Annotated in this window: 15 protein-coding genes and 1 tRNA gene; 8 read left to right on the top strand and 8 right to left on the bottom strand. The window is 55.2% G+C overall.

Annotated elements, in window-relative coordinates:
• Positions 1–717: 717 nt before the first annotated feature.
• Complete coding sequence (locus tag C1N60_RS02660) at positions 718–1,506, bottom strand: sulfite exporter TauE/SafE family protein (RefSeq protein ID WP_159377964.1); 789 nt, start codon at positions 1,504–1,506, stop codon at positions 718–720.
• 107 nt (positions 1,507–1,613) lie between these two features.
• Between C1N60_RS02660 and C1N60_RS02665 the strand changes: the two genes are divergently transcribed.
• Positions 1,614–2,381, top strand: a complete 768-nt coding sequence (locus C1N60_RS02665; protein WP_394521352.1) for an AraC family transcriptional regulator — start codon at positions 1,614–1,616, stop codon at positions 2,379–2,381.
• Between the two features lie 199 nt (positions 2,382–2,580).
• Here C1N60_RS02665 and C1N60_RS02670 read toward each other — a convergent pair whose 3' ends face one another.
• The gene (locus C1N60_RS02670; RefSeq protein ID WP_394521353.1) at positions 2,581–3,477 is read right to left on the bottom strand and encodes a LysR family transcriptional regulator; all 897 of its coding nucleotides are present in this window, start codon (positions 3,475–3,477) and stop codon (positions 2,581–2,583) included.
• Positions 3,478–3,586: 109 nt separating this feature from the next.
• Between C1N60_RS02670 and C1N60_RS02675 the strand changes: the two genes are divergently transcribed.
• The gene (locus C1N60_RS02675; RefSeq protein WP_021508981.1) at positions 3,587–4,750 is read left to right on the top strand and encodes an alpha/beta fold hydrolase; all 1,164 of its coding nucleotides are present in this window, start codon (positions 3,587–3,589) and stop codon (positions 4,748–4,750) included.
• Between the two features lie 226 nt (positions 4,751–4,976).
• On the opposite strand, the gene C1N60_RS02680 is transcribed toward C1N60_RS02675, so the two are convergent.
• Positions 4,977–5,052 (bottom strand) — tRNA-Ile (locus C1N60_RS02680).
• A 199-nt stretch (positions 5,053–5,251) separates the two neighbouring features.
• Positions 5,252–6,034, bottom strand: a complete 783-nt coding sequence (locus C1N60_RS02685; RefSeq protein ID WP_394521354.1) for an SDR family NAD(P)-dependent oxidoreductase — start codon at positions 6,032–6,034, stop codon at positions 5,252–5,254.
• A gap of 136 nt (positions 6,035–6,170) precedes the next feature.
• Between C1N60_RS02685 and C1N60_RS02690 the strand changes: the two genes are divergently transcribed.
• From C1N60_RS02690 to C1N60_RS02700, 3 genes are all read left to right on the top strand, one after another.
• The gene (locus C1N60_RS02690; RefSeq protein ID WP_394521355.1) at positions 6,171–6,758 is read left to right on the top strand and encodes a TetR/AcrR family transcriptional regulator; all 588 of its coding nucleotides are present in this window, start codon (positions 6,171–6,173) and stop codon (positions 6,756–6,758) included.
• Positions 6,755–7,270 carry a G/U mismatch-specific DNA glycosylase gene (mug, locus tag C1N60_RS02695; RefSeq protein WP_394521356.1) on the top strand — a complete coding sequence of 172 codons (516 nt, stop codon included), beginning with the start codon at positions 6,755–6,757 and terminating at the stop codon, positions 7,268–7,270. Before C1N60_RS02690 ends, mug begins: the two co-directional genes overlap by 4 nt.
• Before the next feature lie 88 nt (positions 7,271–7,358).
• Complete coding sequence (locus C1N60_RS02700) at positions 7,359–8,120, top strand: substrate-binding domain-containing protein (RefSeq protein ID WP_394521357.1); 762 nt, start codon at positions 7,359–7,361, stop codon at positions 8,118–8,120.
• Positions 8,121–8,168: 48 nt separating this feature from the next.
• Here C1N60_RS02700 and rpoD read toward each other — a convergent pair whose 3' ends face one another.
• The 3 genes from rpoD to rpsU all read right to left on the bottom strand — a co-directional run bounded on the left by rpoD (position 8,169) and on the right by rpsU (position 12,472).
• Positions 8,169–10,013 carry an RNA polymerase sigma factor RpoD gene (rpoD, locus tag C1N60_RS02705; protein WP_058759769.1) on the bottom strand — a complete coding sequence of 615 codons (1,845 nt, stop codon included), beginning with the start codon at positions 10,011–10,013 and terminating at the stop codon, positions 8,169–8,171.
• 378 nt (positions 10,014–10,391) lie between these two features.
• Positions 10,392–12,137, bottom strand: coding sequence for a DNA primase (gene dnaG / locus C1N60_RS02710; RefSeq protein ID WP_021509629.1), 1,746 nt, complete (start codon positions 12,135–12,137; stop codon positions 10,392–10,394).
• 119 nt (positions 12,138–12,256) lie between these two features.
• Positions 12,257–12,472 carry a 30S ribosomal protein S21 gene (rpsU, locus tag C1N60_RS02715; protein ID WP_001144069.1) on the bottom strand — a complete coding sequence of 72 codons (216 nt, stop codon included), beginning with the start codon at positions 12,470–12,472 and terminating at the stop codon, positions 12,257–12,259.
• 281 nt (positions 12,473–12,753) lie between these two features.
• Between rpsU and tsaD the strand changes: the two genes are divergently transcribed.
• Positions 12,754–13,767 (top strand): tRNA (adenosine(37)-N6)-threonylcarbamoyltransferase complex transferase subunit TsaD, encoded by a 1,014-nt coding sequence (gene tsaD, locus C1N60_RS02720; protein WP_031280133.1) that lies wholly within the window; start codon positions 12,754–12,756, stop codon positions 13,765–13,767.
• 30 nt (positions 13,768–13,797) lie between these two features.
• Here tsaD and plsY read toward each other — a convergent pair whose 3' ends face one another.
• Complete coding sequence (gene plsY / locus C1N60_RS02725; RefSeq protein WP_021509626.1) at positions 13,798–14,397, bottom strand: glycerol-3-phosphate 1-O-acyltransferase PlsY; 600 nt, start codon at positions 14,395–14,397, stop codon at positions 13,798–13,800.
• A 107-nt stretch (positions 14,398–14,504) separates the two neighbouring features.
• Here plsY and folB point away from each other — a divergent pair, with 107 nt between their 5' ends.
• Together folB and bacA are read left to right on the top strand one after the other, a co-directional pair.
• Positions 14,505–14,864: a bifunctional dihydroneopterin aldolase/7,8-dihydroneopterin epimerase gene (gene folB / locus C1N60_RS02730; RefSeq protein WP_394521358.1), complete on the top strand. Its 360-nt coding sequence runs from the start codon at positions 14,505–14,507 to the stop codon at positions 14,862–14,864.
• Positions 14,865–15,055: 191 nt separating this feature from the next.
• Positions 15,056–15,874, top strand: coding sequence for an undecaprenyl-diphosphate phosphatase (gene bacA, locus C1N60_RS02735; protein WP_031280132.1), 819 nt, complete (start codon positions 15,056–15,058; stop codon positions 15,872–15,874).
• The last annotated feature ends 7 nt before the right edge of the window (positions 15,875–15,881 follow it).

Here is a 15,881-nt window from a genome sequence, read left to right on the forward strand (position 1 = left end):
CAAATTTACCGGACTGAGAGGCGATTCTTAAAAACAAGCGTGGGCGTGATGGGGGCTCATGAATGCATACATGCTTTCTGATTGCCAATGGCTACACAATATGAATTTGCAAAGAACATCCGTGACCATCTCAGCGCACATCTGTGAATGCGTCGCTGAAAAAAGCCCCGTAAGGGGCTAATGGAGTGATAGCGAGATTGTTTTATTTATGCAGACATACCCATCCTGGCACACTAGACCATCCTCACAAGCGTAAGCGCGAAACTTTTCAAAACTGCCGAAAAAGGTAACGGTTAACCAGGCTGTAATTTACTGCAAGGCCACCTAACAGGTTCTCATGGCAGACTTGATGGAAATGATGTGTTGAACGTGAACTGTTTTGGCAAGTAACCACTGTTTCAACGAAACTCAGTTTGATTACTTTGCTGCATGCCCGCGACCATAGTGCCACTGGTATGAAACACATTGAGCTGCACGTAACCCGGGCATTTGCGCAGAGCCGCTCCGCAGAGAATATCTACCCGATTAACGCGAAAGCCGCGAGGAGTAAGAAAGGAAGACGAGTGAGGGAAAGATAGCTAATTCACTCACATGTTACTGGCTTGACAGCATGGCTTGCCAGGGAAACTTATTTGAATGTCCGCTTTGGGCCAGTAACGGATGTTCATACAATTATTGCTTCTGTAACAGCAGCCAAATCAGCAAAACAAGGTTTGCCTAAAGCACTATTACTACCAGAACCATGCACAGCAGCATCACGTAGATTCGCGCGTGCCAGACATCGGGGACGGCGGGGATAGCCCGGCGGCTGAACACAATACCCGCCCAGCCGGTCACCAGGAGCAAGCCCAAGATTTTCAGGCTGATAAATCCCAAAAATCCGCCTGCCTGAATTTTATGCCAGCCGCTTATCGCATATGTCATCGCACCGCACAGCGCTACCGGCAGGGAAAGCGGGTTGGCCGCACTAATACACGCGCGCATTGCATGGCCGTGTCGTCGTAACAGTGGCACCGTCATTACGCTGCCGCCAACGCCCAGCAGTGCAGCAATCATGCCGATTAGCATACCGCCACCGGTAACCGTCATAAGTGATAAACGACGCGGCGCGCTGCCGCTGAAGAAGCCTTTGCGTAACAGACAATCCCCAATCGTCGCCAGCATATAAAGGATAAAAAGCGCGCGAATCAGCGCCTCGCTTATCATTCCCGCTAACCACGAACCGACTACCGCGCCTGTGGCGATAAACCACAGCAGCGGAAACAAGACGGTTGAAGAAAGCCTGCCCGCTTGCCAGTTTTGGTAACTAACCCAGCCTGCGTTGAAAATCATCACCGCTGTCGAGGTGGCCACGGCAATATGCATCGCATTTCCTGCCAGCAGCGGCTGCCGCATCAGCAACTGATAAATAAATGGCACGACAACAAAGCCGCCGCCGAAGCCAAAAAGGACCGTGGTTATGCCGGTAGTAAAGCCGGCAAGTACTATTATCAGCAATTCGTTCAAGGAGGTGTCCCGTTTACAAGTGAGGCAGCAGCATATCGCGCCAGCGGCCCGCTTCCCATTTGCGCAGCGCTCAATTACCCTTGCAAACTGGTCAGATGGGGACGGATATGCGAAACGAGAAAATTGACGGCTTTGATCGGCTGAATCGCGATGTTGTGGCGCTCGGCAACGACTATGCGCAGGGATTTTTCCTGCCGCAACATCAGCACCGCCGTGCGCAGCTTCTGTATGGCGCAACCGGCCTGATGCACGTTTCAACCCGGGACGGGGAATGGGTGGTGCCGCCCCAGCATGCGGTATGGATCCCCCCCGAAATCCTGCATGCCGTCAAGTTCACAGGCGTAACGACGCGTAGCCTGTATATCGAACCCGCATGCGCGTCCAGATTGCGTAACATCAGCCGCTGCGAAGTGATTGCCGTATCGCCGCTGTTGCGGCAGCTACTACTGGAGGCGGTTGATTTGCCGCCGTGCTATGACAGCGTACGCGATCGGGCGCTGATAGATTTAATGCTGCTTGAAGTGGCGGCAATGCCAGTGCGCGCGCTCGAGATCCCTTTGCCGAAGCGGCCCGCGCTGTTGAGGCTATGTCAGGCTTTTTTACTTGCGCCAGCCATTCACGATCCGGCAGAACGCTGGGCCAGCGCGCTGTTTATGAGCGGCAGCACATTTCGTCGCCATTTTCAGCAGCAAACCGGCATGTCGTTTTCAGCCTGGCGTCAGCGAGCCTGTGTGGTCAGCGCGCTGGCAATGCTGCTAACGGGAACACCGGTAAACGAAGTCGCGTTGTCGCTCGGCTATGACAATGGTTCTTCCTTCGCGACGATGTTCCGTCGGGTTACCGGCCAGCCACCTTCATTTTATCACCCGACTTAACAGGGGGGCTTTGTCCACTGCTACCAGCTCAGGTCTGATAGCTTTCCTGCGCCATTGACTGAACAGACGCATGGCAGTTGCTGTTTTGAAGGTAGAATAAGCTTTGTAAAGCCAAGGTAAAGACGTAATGCTGGAACAATAACGTTCGCGTTGTGCTAAAAGCGGGCATCATTCTATGTTTGTTCAAGTACCCGCACTCTTAAAGCGGCTTCGCTTTCAAAGCATCAGCAATAAAATCAACGAAAGTGCGAACCTTAAATGGAATGCGCATCGCACTCGGGTACACTGCCTGAATGGTAAGCTCTGATGTCCGGTAATCTGGCAGCAGCTCAATAAGTTGGCCCTGCCTTATGTGCTCTCGAAAAACAAAACAGGGGCCATATACAATCCCTGTACCGCCCAAGGCCGCTTCCATTAACAAGTGGATATTGTTTGATGTGAGCCGGCAACGGCTTTCGATAGTGTGTGGCCTGTTATCTGTGTCATAGATTGTCCAGTCTCCGGCAGAAATTGCCTGGCTGAAAGCCAGGCGCGGCATACGCGAGAGATCATCTGGCGTTTCAGGCATGCCGTATTTTTTCAGAAAGTCTGTTGATGCGCATAAAACCATTTTACAGGGTGCCAGACGTCGGGTGACAAGCGTCGGATCGTCCAGATGTCCTATGCGTATGGCTACATCTATCCGTTCCTCAAGCAAATCAATATAATTATCCTCAAGGACAACACCTGCACTGACTTCCGGAAATTGCTCAAGGTAGCGTGACACAATCTTCCCCAGATGCATTTCGCCGAAGGCAAGAGGGGCGGCGATGCGTAACAATCCCCGGGGAGTGGCCTGAATGTCACTGGCTTCCCTGTCTGCGTCATCCAGAGCCTCGATAATCACTTTGCAGCGGTCATAATATCGCTGACCAACATCCGTAAGGCTCAGTCGGCGTGTAGAGCGCTGAATAAGCCGCACGTGTAAATCGGATTCTAAAGCACTGACATGTTTTCCTGCCATGGATGATGAAAGTTTAAAACGTCTTGCGGCCGCAGCAAAACTGCCTTCCTCAACTGCCGCAATAAAAATTCGCATACTGGTAAACTTGTCCATTACGCACACCATTCGATAATATGGTTATCGACTGTAAACACTATTCAGCCAATTATCATTTATAAGAACTGTAATTAACATTGTTTTAAACCATGAGGAGAATGAAATAATGAAAATTACAGTGAACAATACAGGTATTAATGTACAGCAACATGGTCGCGGTGAGCTTGCACTGGTGTTCCTGCATTACTATGGCGGATCATCCCGAACGTGGCAGAGCGTGATATCACAGTTACCTGATCACTATCGCACGGTAGCTATCGATCACCGTGGCTGGGGATTATCAGATGCGCCGAAGTCCGGATACCGGATTGCGGACCTTGCAAGTGATGCTGAAGGCGTCATTGCCGCGCTCAAGCTAAAGCGATATATCCTGATTGGCCACTCAATGGGAGGAAAAGTTGCCCAATTGATGGCATCCCGTCGGCCTCAAGGCCTTGAAGGGCTAATGCTGATTGCACCCTCTCCTCCTTCGCCCATGATGCTTTCTAAAGAAGATCGCGACAGGCTTACCAGTGCATATAGCAGCCGTGAATCAGTCGAGTTTGTTATCGACAATGTTCTGACGTCGAGGCCGCTTAGCCCGGCGCTCCGTGAGCAGGTCATTGAAGACAGTCTGAGCGCCGGAACTGAAGCGAAGGCTGCCTGGCCCGACATCGCCATGCGAGAAGACATTACAAGTGCAGTTGCCTCCATTAATGTTCCCGTAAGAGTCATATCAGGAGAGCTGGACCGGGTCGATACCCCGGAAACGTTGCAAAGAGAGCTGCTGCCTCGCATTCCTCACGCAGCAATGATGATTGTTCATGGCACAGGACATCTTTCGCCGCTGGAATCACCTCAAGAAATTGCAGGATACATTTCCAATTTCGCAGCTTCGGTTGAGAGGAGCGATACTGTCCATCGATCGCCAGCTGAAACCATTGCTGCATTTGATGAAGCATTTAATGCCGGAAATATTGACGCATTGATGTCTGTTTTCAGTAACCGTGCCTCGATGAGAATGCCCAGCAATGTTGTCATCGAAACTGATCCTTATGCATTGCGTATGGCTTTTACCACGTTGATAGCATCAAGGCCAATTATCAGAAACCAGATCCATACTCTTATCCCTTCAGGTGACCTTATTCTTGCCATCATTAAATGGTCGCTGACTACGACATTAGAAGACGGCACTCAAAGAGATGATTGCGGCGTCGCCACACAGGTGATGGAACAAGGGGCGGATAAGGGCTGGCGGATACGCATTTCAAACCCGACGGGAATTAACTGACTGGTCAATGTCCGCTTTTGCTCAAAGCGGACATTGCGCTTGCTGAAGAGCTTTATGCCACAGATGGCCTGAGCGTTAAGTAGCCTTAGGGTGAAATTAGCTTAAAGCAAAATTGACTGAATATAGGGTGGGTGAATCACTACTTTGCTCTACTTCAGGCCGGTATCCTATAAGTATCCTGGAAAACCAGCTTAATGGTAGCTTTTGAGGTAAGTCATTGATAATTTGGTGGCCCCTGCTGGGTTTGAACCAGCGACCAAGCGATTATGAGTCGCCTGCTCTAACCACTGAGCTAAGGGGCCAGCGGAGCGGGGATTATAAAGTATCTCGGTGGGGCGATCCAGCGTTGCGCAATCGGTTGGTGAAAATTCCCGCAATCACTGAGTCCTTGATCTCACAGCAAAAAATCCCGCAACCCTGGCAGATGCGGGCAATTAGCGCTCAGCGTTGGCGTGTTTTTGAGACAAGGCTTGCTGCTGCCTTGTCTCAGGATGCGCAGGTTCAGCGATAGCGCGTGGCGGGCTTATTCAGCGAGATAAATGGCAGGATGGCGCCGCGCGCCTGCTCAAAGCTTTGCCACAGGCCCATATCTTCCACCGAAGGGATAGTGATCGCTTCGCCGTCATCCAGACCGCGCAGCGCGGCGGCGACTAAATCGTCTACCTCCATCACCATCTCTGCCGGCAGGTCATCCACCGAGCGCCCGGTGCGCTGAAAGATCTCGGTGCGCGTCAGGCCCGGCAGCAGCGCCTGTACGCGTACGTTGTGGCCCGCCAGCTCACGCTGCATATTCCGCGTCAGCGAGAGCACAAAAGCTTTCGTCGCATTGTAGGCCCCGTTTGCCTGTTCGTTGACCAGCGCCAGTACCGACGCCACGTTCACGATGGTGCCCGCATTGCGGCTGCGGAAAACCTGCGCAGCCGTGTGAGAGAGCTGCGTCAGCGCCACCACGTTCAGTGCCAGCATGGTTTGCGTCTGGTCGATGCTGGCGTCGATAAACTCGCCTTCCACCGTCATGCCCGCATTGTTGATCAGCGTGGTAATACGCGTATTGTTCTGCAGCTCGCTATCAATACGCGCCAGATCCTCATGGCGCGTCAGGTCCGCGGCCAGCACGCTGACTTCCACGCCGTGCGCTTCGTGCAGCGACTGCGCCAGTGCGCTCAGACGTGCAGCATCGCGCGCCACCAGAATCAGGTCGTTGCCGCGTGCGGCCAGCTGTTTAGCGTAAGTTGCGCCGATACCGCTGGAAGCGCCGGTGATTAAAGCCAGTTGGTGTGACATGGAAAAGCCCTCTGTATGATGGTCGTCATATTGGTGTGCTGATAATATGACGACCATCATATCCATCGTCAAGCTGGAATATGACGATCGTAATAATTACACTGATTGCCATCAACGATGAGCAGGGTAATAACCGATGGAAAAGCTAAGCCATAAGGCGCGCACCCGGCAGCGCATTCTGGAAGAAGCGGCGGTAGTGATGCGCGAATGCGGCACTGAAGGCATTGGCGTGGCAGCGCTGATGAAGCGCGTTGGCCTGACGCACGGCGGGTTTTATGCGCACTTTGCCTCGCGTGAAGCGCTGGTCGAAGCGGTGATTAGCGAGATGTTTGCCGACTCGGCGCAGCGTTTTGCCGCCGTGCTGGCGATTGAGGATCCGGCTGAACGGCTGAACCAGTGGATCGATCGCTATCTGTCGGACCAGCACTGTGGCGCGCCGGGCGAGGGCTGTCCGATACCGGCGCTGGTCAGTGAAGTGGCGCATTTACCGCCGGATGCGCGGGCGCTGTTTTCGGCGAAGCGCGAAGCGGTGCGGCGTCAGCTGGTACAGGCGCTGCAGCAGCTGGGACACGCGCAGGCGGAGAGCATCGCCAGCAGCATGCAGGCCGAAATGGTCGGTGCGCTGGCGCTGGCGCGCGCCTGCACTGACGAGGCGGAAGCGCGCCAGATGCTGGAGGTGACGCGTCAGGGAGTCAAACTGCGTGCCGGGCTGGTGACAGCATGAGCGATCACGATATCCGCGACATCATCGCGCCCGATTTGCAGGTGCTGTTTTGCGGCATTAATCCGGGCAAATCTTCGGCGCATACCGGCTTTCACTTTGCGCATCCCGGCAACCGCTTCTGGAAGGTGATCCATCAGGCCGGGTTCACCCGCGAGCAGCTGCTGCCGGAGCAGGAACAGCGGCTGCTGGAGACCGGCTGCGGCATCACCATGCTGGTGGAGCGCCCCACCATTCAGGCCAGCGAGCTGGCGAGCGCGGAGCTGCGCGACGGCGGCGCGCGTCTGCAGGAAAAGGTGCTGCGCTTACAGCCGCGTGCGCTGGCGGTGCTGGGTAAGGATGCGTTTCAGAAGGCGTTTCGTCAGCGCAACGTGGCGTGGGGCGAGCAGCCGCAGCTGCTGGGCGAAACCCGCTTATGGGTGCTGCCTAATCCCAGCGGATTAAACCGCGCTTCGCTGGAGGAGATGGTCGCCGCTTATCGCCAGCTTCATGATTGGTTACAGAATAAGGCGTGAGCTGGCTCTGTTTCACAAAGTAATAACGTTGTTCATCGTTTTGTTTCTGGCTACACCGGATGCTCCACGCAAAAAAAGGAGCAGGGAGATGAAGCAACGCACCATGGTTCTGGCGGCACTGCTGCTGGCGGCGCAACCGGGCGTCCAGGCCGCAACGCTGAAGGTATTCAGTTCCGGCGGTATGTACCCGGTGATTGAAAGCCTGAAGCAGGATTATCAGCAGCAGAGCGGTGACAGCATTGAGCTGGAAGCGGCGCCGTCGATGGGTGACACGCCGCAGGCAATTCCGAATCGCCTCAAACGCCATGAAAGCGCGGATGTGCTGGTGATGGTGGATTACGCCATCAAGCCGCTGGAGCAGGCGAAATGGGTGGATAGCGCCAGCCATCAGGTGCTGGCGCACTCGTACATTGCCATGGCGGTGAAACAGGGCACCACGCCGCCGGATATCAGTACCGTCGCGAAGTTCAAACAGGTGCTGACCTCCGCCTCAAGCATCGCCGTGTCTGACAGCGCCAGCGGCAAATATATTCAGAGCAAGATGCTGGATAAGCTGCAGCTGGGCCCAAAAACGGCGGCGAAGATCACCGTGATTCCGGCCACGCCGGTGGGTGAGGCGGTCGCGCAGGGCAAAGCCGGGCTGGGCTTCCAGCAGAACAGCGAGCTGAAGGCGGTGAAAGGAATTACTGTCGTGGGACTGATTCCGCCGGCGGCACAGCAGGATACGCTGTACGGTGCGGTCATCACGCGCAGCAGCCAGCAGCAGCAGGCCGCGGCGAAGTTCGTGAAATACCTGCAGAGCGACAAGGCGCGCAGCGTGATGCAGGAGAAAGGGCTGACGCCATACTGAAGACAATAAAAAACCCCGGCTAGCCGGGGTTTTTACTGACCAGGACGATTAATCGTCGAGGAAGCTACGCAGCACTTCCGAGCGGCTCGGGTGGCGCAGTTTACGCAGCGCTTTGGCTTCAATCTGACGGATACGCTCACGCGTTACGTCAAACTGTTTGCCCACCTCTTCCAGCGTGTGGTCGGTATTCATATCGATACCGAAACGCATACGCAGGACTTTGGCTTCACGCGCGGTCAGGCCAGCCAGCACATCGTGGGTGGCAGAACGCAGGCTTTCCGAGGTCGCGGAATCCAGCGGCAGCTCCAGCGTGGTGTCTTCGATAAAGTCGCCCAGATGCGAATCTTCATCATCACCAATCGGCGTCTCCATGGAGATCGGCTCTTTAGCGATTTTCAGCACCTTACGGATTTTATCTTCCGGCATCAGCATGCGCTCAGCCAGCTCTTCCGGCGTTGGCTCGCGGCCCATCTCCTGCAGCATCTGGCGCGAAATACGGTTGAGTTTGTTAATGGTCTCAATCATATGCACCGGAATACGGATGGTACGCGCCTGGTCGGCGATGGAACGGGTGATAGCCTGACGGATCCACCAGGTGGCGTAAGTTGAGAACTTATAGCCACGGCGATATTCAAACTTATCCACCGCTTTCATCAGACCGATGTTGCCTTCCTGAATCAGGTCGAGGAACTGCAGGCCACGGTTGGTGTACTTCTTGGCGATGGAGATCACCAGACGCAGGTTAGCCTCAACCATCTCTTTCTTCGCACGACGCGCTTTGGCTTCGCCGATCGACATACGACGGTTGATGTCTTTCACCTGCTCAATGGTCAGGCCGGTCTCTTCTTCGATCTGCAGCAGTTTCTGCAGCGAACGCATGACGTCTTCTTCCACTTCCTGCAGTTTTTCTGACCACGGTTTGTTCATGGCCAGTGCCGCTTTGAACCAGCTCTCACTGGTTTCATTACCGGTAAACAGGGTGATGAAGTTTTTCTTCGGCATTTTGCACAGTTCAACACACAGCTTCATGATCAGGCGCTCTTGCGTGCGCACGCGCTCCATCATTTCACGCATGTTGTTCACCAGGTAATCGAACTGCTTCGGTACCAGGCGGAACTGTTTAAACACTTCAGAGAGATTGTTAATCTCGGCCACGGCGTCCGCATGGCTGCGGCCTTTGGCTTTGATCACGTTGCGCGTGGTTTCGTACTGCGTACGCAGGTCGTTAAACTTCTCGCGCGCCAGTTCCGGATCGATAGAGTTATCGTCGTCGGAGCTGTCGTCGTCGCTCTCTTCGTCTTCCTCTTCGTCGTCGTCGCGGTCTTCTTCCGATAGCTCAGAACCAACGTGGGTCGCGGTTGGTGCCAGATCTTCCTCGGCGTTCGGATCGACGAAACCGGTGATCAGGTCAGACAGGCGTGACTCGCCCGCTTCAACGCGATCGTACTGATCGAGCAGGTAGGTGATTGCTTCCGGGTATTCGGCGACAGAGCATTGCACCTGGTTGATACCGTCTTCGATACGCTTGGCGATGTCGATTTCGCCTTCGCGCGTCAGCAGCTCAACGGTACCCATTTCACGCATGTACATGCGTACCGGGTCGGTGGTACGGCCAATTTCAGATTCAACGCTGGATAATACCTGAGCGGCAGCTTCCGCGGCATCTTCGTCAGTATCGGTGCTGTTTTCATTCAGCATCAGATCATCGGCATCCGGGGCTTCTTCCACCACCTGAATACCCATATCGTTGATCATTTGGATGATGTCTTCGATCTGATCGGAGTCGACGATATCTTCCGGCAGATGGTCATTGACCTCAGCATAGGTCAGATAGCCCTGCTCCTTACCACGGGTGACAAGCAGCTTAAGCTGTGACTGCGGGTTTTGCTCCATAAGACGGTATCCACACTTCTGTTAATTAGATTGGTGTCGGTCGGCAGCGAGCCAACTATAACAGTGAAGGCGTTGTATTTTTGCCGCTGCCTTCAACGCGGCCAGGGCTTTGGCCCATCGTAAATCGGCACTTAAGCCGCTTAATATTCTGTCCGGCGCTAACTCACTTGCCATTTTCAATGCTGGCAGTGCTTCCAATCCTCACGTACGCCAGTACGCTCCGGTTGCTGCGCGCTGGCAGCCTTGAAACTGACAGCGACGTTAACGCCTATGGTATGTATGCATTGCTTCCGGCTTCGCTTACAGCGTCCATAAACCAGAAACATCAGGCAAGAAGGGCGGCGTTATCAGCCTTCATCATTCTGACCCGGTAAAATCTTATTTTTTGGCTAATGCCTGGCTTAATGCCCAGAATTCACGGCGTTCGGCGGCGCTCAGGCCTTCAGTCCGGTCGCGCGCAATCAGTGCTTCGAGGCGCTGCTCCAGCGCAGCATCATAGATGCTTGCCAGCGAGTCCTGGAACACTTCTTCCGCTTCGTCATCTACGATCATGTGGTTCCAGGTGGCCAGTGTTTCAAGGGGCTGGCTAAATTCTGTCCCGCGATATAACTCTAGTAGCTGTCCGGTGGTCAGGCCAGGATTCTCAGTACAACGGCGGACTAACTCCACAAACAGTGGCAATCCCGCTAATTTAGACTGCTCCAGCCCGTCCAGCGCAGGCACGATGGCGGCAAATTGCGGATTCTGCACCAGCAACGCAATCAGCACGCGCATGGTGGTGCGTTTCATCGGTGGTGCCACCGGTGCGGTACCGCTTTCCGCCTGCTTCGGCATCAGCTTGTCTAACTGGTTATCGTCCAGAATGCCGAGTTTATTACCCAGCGTCTGACGCATATAAATCCGCAGCGTTTCACCCGGAATCTGGCTAATCAGCGGCAGCGCCAGCGTCGCCAGCTTGGTACGGCCGTCGCGCGTACTCAGATCCACCTGCGGCATCAGGCTGTCGAACAGAAACGTGGAGAGCGGCATGGCCTGCTCCATCCGCGCTTCGAACGCTGCTTTGCCCTCTTTACGCACCAGGGTATCCGGGTCTTCGCCGTCGGGCAAAAACATAAAGCGTAGCTGACGACCGTCATTCATGTAAGGCAATGCGGTTTCCAGCGCACGCCATGCAGCTTCACGACCGGCACGGTCGCCGTCGTAGCAGCAGATCACGTTATCGGTCGAGCGGAACAAAAGCTGGATATGTTCCGCTGTGGTCGAGGTGCCCAGCGAGGCGACAGCATAATCAATGCCGAACTGCGCCAGCGCAACCACGTCCATATAGCCTTCCACCACCAGCAGACGCGCCGGTTGCGGATGATTTTTTTGCGCTTCATACAGGCCGTACAGCTGGCGGCCTTTATGGAAAATCGGTGTTTCCGGTGAGTTCAGGTACTTGGGCGTATCGTTGCCCAGCACGCGGCCCCCAAAACCAATCACGCGTCCGCGCTTGTCGCGAATCGGAAACATCACGCGATCGCGGAAACGATCGTAGGTGCGGCCGCTGTCATTGCTGACCAGCATGCCCGCTTCCATCAGCGATTCACGATCTTCTTTCTGCTGACCGAAACGCTTCAGTACGTTGTCCCAGCCGGCTGGCGCATAGCCAATGGCAAAGTGATCGATCACCTGCTGGCTCAGCCCGCGTGTGGCAAGATACTGTTGTGCTGATTTTGCCTGCGGATTGCGCAGGCTCTGCTGATAAAAGCTGTCTAAACCTTCCAGCAGCTGATACAGGCTCTGGCGCTGATGGCGCTCCATCGGGCTCGGACCATTGCCCGCTTCGTACGGCACTTCTAAGCCGTGCTGCGTGGCAAGCTCCTCAACGCTCTCGACGAAATCCAGACGATCGTGATTCATCAGGAAGTCGATGGCGTTGCCTTTGGCACCACAGCCAAAGCAGTAGTAGAACTGCTTTTCACCGCTTACGGTGAAAGAGGGGGTTTTTTCGTTATGGAAAGGACAGCACGCGTGATAGTTCTTACCCTGCTTTTTCAGCTTAACGCGGGCATCGATAAGATCCACGATGTCCGTGCGGGCAAGTAAATCATTGATAAATACGCGTGGAATTCGTCCAGCCATAAGCCCCGGTTTTTCAGCTCATAAACGGCAACAAGCCGCGCTTCCTTTCGGAAAGCACGGCCTCTTACTTGACTCTGTCTGCGTTTAACACGCGGCGGAAGCGAACTTCCGAAAAGAAATTAGTACAGACGAGTGCGGCGTGCGTTTTCGCGAGCCAGTTTCTTGGCGTGACGCTTAACAGCAGACGCTTTAGCGCGCTTACGTTCAGTCGTTGGTTTTTCATAGAACTCACGACGACGAACTTCAGCCAGAACGCCTGCTTTCTCGCAGGAACGCTTGAAGCGACGCAGTGCTACGTCGAATGGCTCGTTTTCACGTACTTTAATTACCGGCATGTAACTCTCACCTCGATAAAATTCGGTTTTTGCTGCTGACTGCGGCGCCAGCACTTTTCAAAATGGTGCAGCATTTTACTCCAGGCGCGGCTGGCTTGTAAAGCACCATGGACAATTTAGAACCAACAGGAGCGTTTGCCTGTGCGGCTGCCGGTTTTTTCAGGCCGTGGAGTATAGCGCACTCTTTGCGCGACAGAAAAACACTTTTTCGCGTGCGGAAGGGGGCAGGCGTCAGCCGGCCTGTGCTACACTGCGCGCCGCAAGAAGAGGGTGATAAAGCTATGCGAGTTCTGGGTATTGAAACGTCCTGCGATGAAACCGGCATCGCGATTTATGACGATGCGTCCGGTCTGCTGGCGAATCAATTATATAGCCAGGTAAAATTACATGCCGATTACGGCGGCGTGGTGCCGGAACTGGCCTCGCGCGATCACGTGCGGAAAACCGTGCCGCTGATCCAGGCCGCGCTGAAACAGGCGGGCTTGCAGGCCGGAGAGATTGACGCCGTGGCGTACACCGCCGGTCCCGGACTGGTCGGTGCGCTGCTGGTTGGCGCCACCATTGGCCGCGCGCTGGCGTTCGCCTGGAACGTGCCGGCAGTGCCGGTGCATCACATGGAAGGCCATCTGCTGGCGCCGATGCTGGAAGACAACCCACCGGCATTCCCGTTCGTGGCACTGCTGGTCTCCGGCGGCCACACGCAGCTGATCAGCGTCACCGGTATTGGTGAATATACGCTGCTGGGCGAGTCGATTGACGATGCCGCCGGGGAAGCGTTCGATAAAACCGCCAAGCTGCTGGGGCTGGATTATCCGGGCGGCCCGATGCTGTCGCGCATGGCGCAGCAGGGCACGCCGGATCGCTTTAAGTTCCCGCGTCCGATGACCGATCGTCCGGGACTGGACTTCAGCTTCTCCGGCCTGAAAACCTTTGCGGCGAATACCATTCGCGAACATGACGGTGACGAACAGGCGCGCGCCGATATCGCCCGCGCCTTTGAAGATGCGGTAGTGGATACGCTGATGATCAAATGCAAGCGTGCGCTGGAGCAGACCGGCTTCAAACGCCTGGTGATTGCCGGCGGCGTGAGCGCCAACCGCACGCTGCGTGAACGCATGGCAACCATGATGAGCGCGCGCGGCGGCGAGGTGTTTTATGCCCGTCCGGAGTTCTGCACCGACAACGGCGCGATGATTGCCTATGCCGGCATGGTGCGGCTGAAAGGCGGCACGCGCGGTGAGCTGGGTGTCAGCGTGCGGCCACGCTGGCCACTGGCGGAATTACCGGCCATCTGATAATAAAAAACCGGCTGCGCGCCGGTTTTTTTATTTCTTCTTTTTACGCTTCCACACGCGGTTTTCCTGACCGCGCCACAGGCGCTGAATATTGTCGTGATGGCGCAGCAAAATCAGGCATGACAGCATCGACACCGGAAAGGTGAACTGCGGCTTAAACCACCAGACGTAAAACGGGGCAATCAACGCGCTGACGATCGCGCCCAGCGATGAGTAGCCGCTGAGCAGCACCGTCAGCAGCCAGGTGCCGGTCATCAGGCCGGTCAGGTCCCAGCCAATCGGCGCGATGGCTCCAAACGCGGTGGCCACACCTTTACCGCCGCGAAAGCGGAAAAACACCGGATAGATATGGCCGAGGCAGGCGGCGATGGCCGTGAGACCAAGATACATCGGCGTGACGTGCAGCCACCAGGCGATCCATACCGGCACCATTCCCTTCGCCACGTCGAAAATCAGTACCGCGGCAGCGGCGGCTTTACCGCCAATACGTAACACGTTGGTGGCGCCTGGATTGCCAGAGCCTGCGCTGCGGGGATCGGGTAAACCAGCGAGTTTACAAACCAGGATCGCACTGGAAATCGAGCCGCAAAGATACGCGAAAATAATCATACCAAGCGCGATAGCACTCATAGCTTCGTACCGTTCCTTTTGGGTCGTTTTGTTCTCGATAAGCGTGGATAATACGCATAATCCGCCGGAAGTGGTATCCGGCTAAGCCAAAAACAGAGAGTGACATCATGGATATCGTATTTATAGAACAACTCACCGTGTTCACCACCATTGGCGTTTACGACTGGGAACAGGGCATGCAGCAGAAGCTGGTGCTCGATGTCGAAATGGCGTGGGACAACCGTCAGGCGGCGGTGAGCGACGATGTGAACCACTGTCTGAGCTACGCCGATGTCACCGAAGCGATCCTCAGTCATCTGCAGGGGCAGCGTTTTGCGCTGGTCGAACGGGTGGCGGAAGAAATCGCCGATCTGTTGATGAATCGTTTCAAAATGCCCGGAGTACGCGTGAAGGTAGGTAAACCGGGGGCTGTCGCCCAGGCGGCGAGCGTGGGCGTGAGAATTGAGCGCGGGACTATTCCTAAATAAATCCTGCGTGATTGCCATCACAATGAAACCAAACCAAATTATGGTGTGTCTCAGTGGAGGCCGCTGCGCTGATGAAGGGGAAGTGACCGAAATCCTTAAGGTTTCCTTCAGCAAGGTGCAGGCATAATTTCAGGCGGTAGCGGTGCGCGACCGCCTTTTTACTGTTTAAAACGGATAGAGGGTAAAATTTGATGGCAGACATTCATCAGCTATGGGTAGCTGCAATCCTGGGGGTTGTGGAAGGCCTTACGGAGTTCCTGCCGGTCTCATCCACAGGACACATGATTATTGTTGGCCATTTGCTGGGGTTCGAGGGTGAGAAGGCGGAAACCTTTGAAGTGGTGATCCAGCTGGGCTCAATCCTCGCCGTAGTCGTGATGTTCTGGCGCCGGCTGTTTGGCCTGATCGGCATTCACTTCGGCCAGGAGCGCCACGAAGGCGTCGGCAGCGGAAAACTGACGCTGATTCACATCCTGCTGGGTATGGTGCCGGCGGTGGTGATTGGCCTGGTGCTGCATGACCAGATTAAAACCCTGTTTAACCCGATCAACGTGATGTACGCGCTGGTGGTGGGCGGTGTGCTGCTGCTGGCGGCGGAATATCTCAAGCCAAAGCAGCCGAAAGCGGTGGGCATTGATGACATCACCTATCGCCAGGCATTTATGATTGGCTGCTTCCAGTGTCTGGCGCTGTGGCCGGGCTTCTCGCGTTCCGGCGCCACCATCTCCGGCGGTATGCTGATGGGCGTCAGCCGCTATGCGGCGTCCGAGTTTTCCTTCATCCTCGCGGTACCGATGATGATCGGTGCTACCGGACTCGATCTCTACAAGAGCATGGGCTTCCTGACGATGCAGGATTTCCCGATGTTTGCCGTGGGCTTCGTGACCGCCTTTATTGTCGCGCTGCTGGCGATCAAAGTGTTCCTTGAGCTGATCAAACGTATCTCGTTTGTGTCGTTTGCCATCTACCGCTTTATCGTCGCGGCAGCGGTTTACGCCATCTTTATGTAATGCGCGA

This window comes from Pantoea sp. SGAir0184, assembly GCF_043544755.1.

What these genes read in the sequence shown, in the direction of transcription:
- C1N60_RS02665 (WP_394521352.1), top strand. Translation starts at nt 1,614, where the DNA reads ATGCGAAACGAGAAAATTGACGGCTTTGATCGGCTGAATCGCGATGTT.
- C1N60_RS02670 (WP_394521353.1), bottom strand. Translation starts at nt 3,477, where the DNA reads ATGGACAAGTTTACCAGTATGCGAATTTTTATTGCGGCAGTTGAGGAA.
- C1N60_RS02675 (WP_021508981.1), top strand. Translation starts at nt 3,587, where the DNA reads ATGAAAATTACAGTGAACAATACAGGTATTAATGTACAGCAACATGGT.
- C1N60_RS02685 (WP_394521354.1), bottom strand. Translation starts at nt 6,034, where the DNA reads ATGTCACACCAACTGGCTTTAATCACCGGCGCTTCCAGCGGTATCGGC.
- C1N60_RS02690 (WP_394521355.1), top strand. Translation starts at nt 6,171, where the DNA reads ATGGAAAAGCTAAGCCATAAGGCGCGCACCCGGCAGCGCATTCTGGAA.
- mug (WP_394521356.1), top strand. Translation starts at nt 6,755, where the DNA reads ATGAGCGATCACGATATCCGCGACATCATCGCGCCCGATTTGCAGGTG.
- C1N60_RS02700 (WP_394521357.1), top strand. Translation starts at nt 7,359, where the DNA reads ATGAAGCAACGCACCATGGTTCTGGCGGCACTGCTGCTGGCGGCGCAA.
- rpoD (WP_058759769.1), bottom strand. Translation starts at nt 10,013, where the DNA reads ATGGAGCAAAACCCGCAGTCACAGCTTAAGCTGCTTGTCACCCGTGGT.
- dnaG (WP_021509629.1), bottom strand. Translation starts at nt 12,137, where the DNA reads ATGGCTGGACGAATTCCACGCGTATTTATCAATGATTTACTTGCCCGC.
- rpsU (WP_001144069.1), bottom strand. Translation starts at nt 12,472, where the DNA reads ATGCCGGTAATTAAAGTACGTGAAAACGAGCCATTCGACGTAGCACTG.
- tsaD (WP_031280133.1), top strand. Translation starts at nt 12,754, where the DNA reads ATGCGAGTTCTGGGTATTGAAACGTCCTGCGATGAAACCGGCATCGCG.
- plsY (WP_021509626.1), bottom strand. Translation starts at nt 14,397, where the DNA reads ATGAGTGCTATCGCGCTTGGTATGATTATTTTCGCGTATCTTTGCGGC.
- folB (WP_394521358.1), top strand. Translation starts at nt 14,505, where the DNA reads ATGGATATCGTATTTATAGAACAACTCACCGTGTTCACCACCATTGGC.
- bacA (WP_031280132.1), top strand. Translation starts at nt 15,056, where the DNA reads ATGGCAGACATTCATCAGCTATGGGTAGCTGCAATCCTGGGGGTTGTG.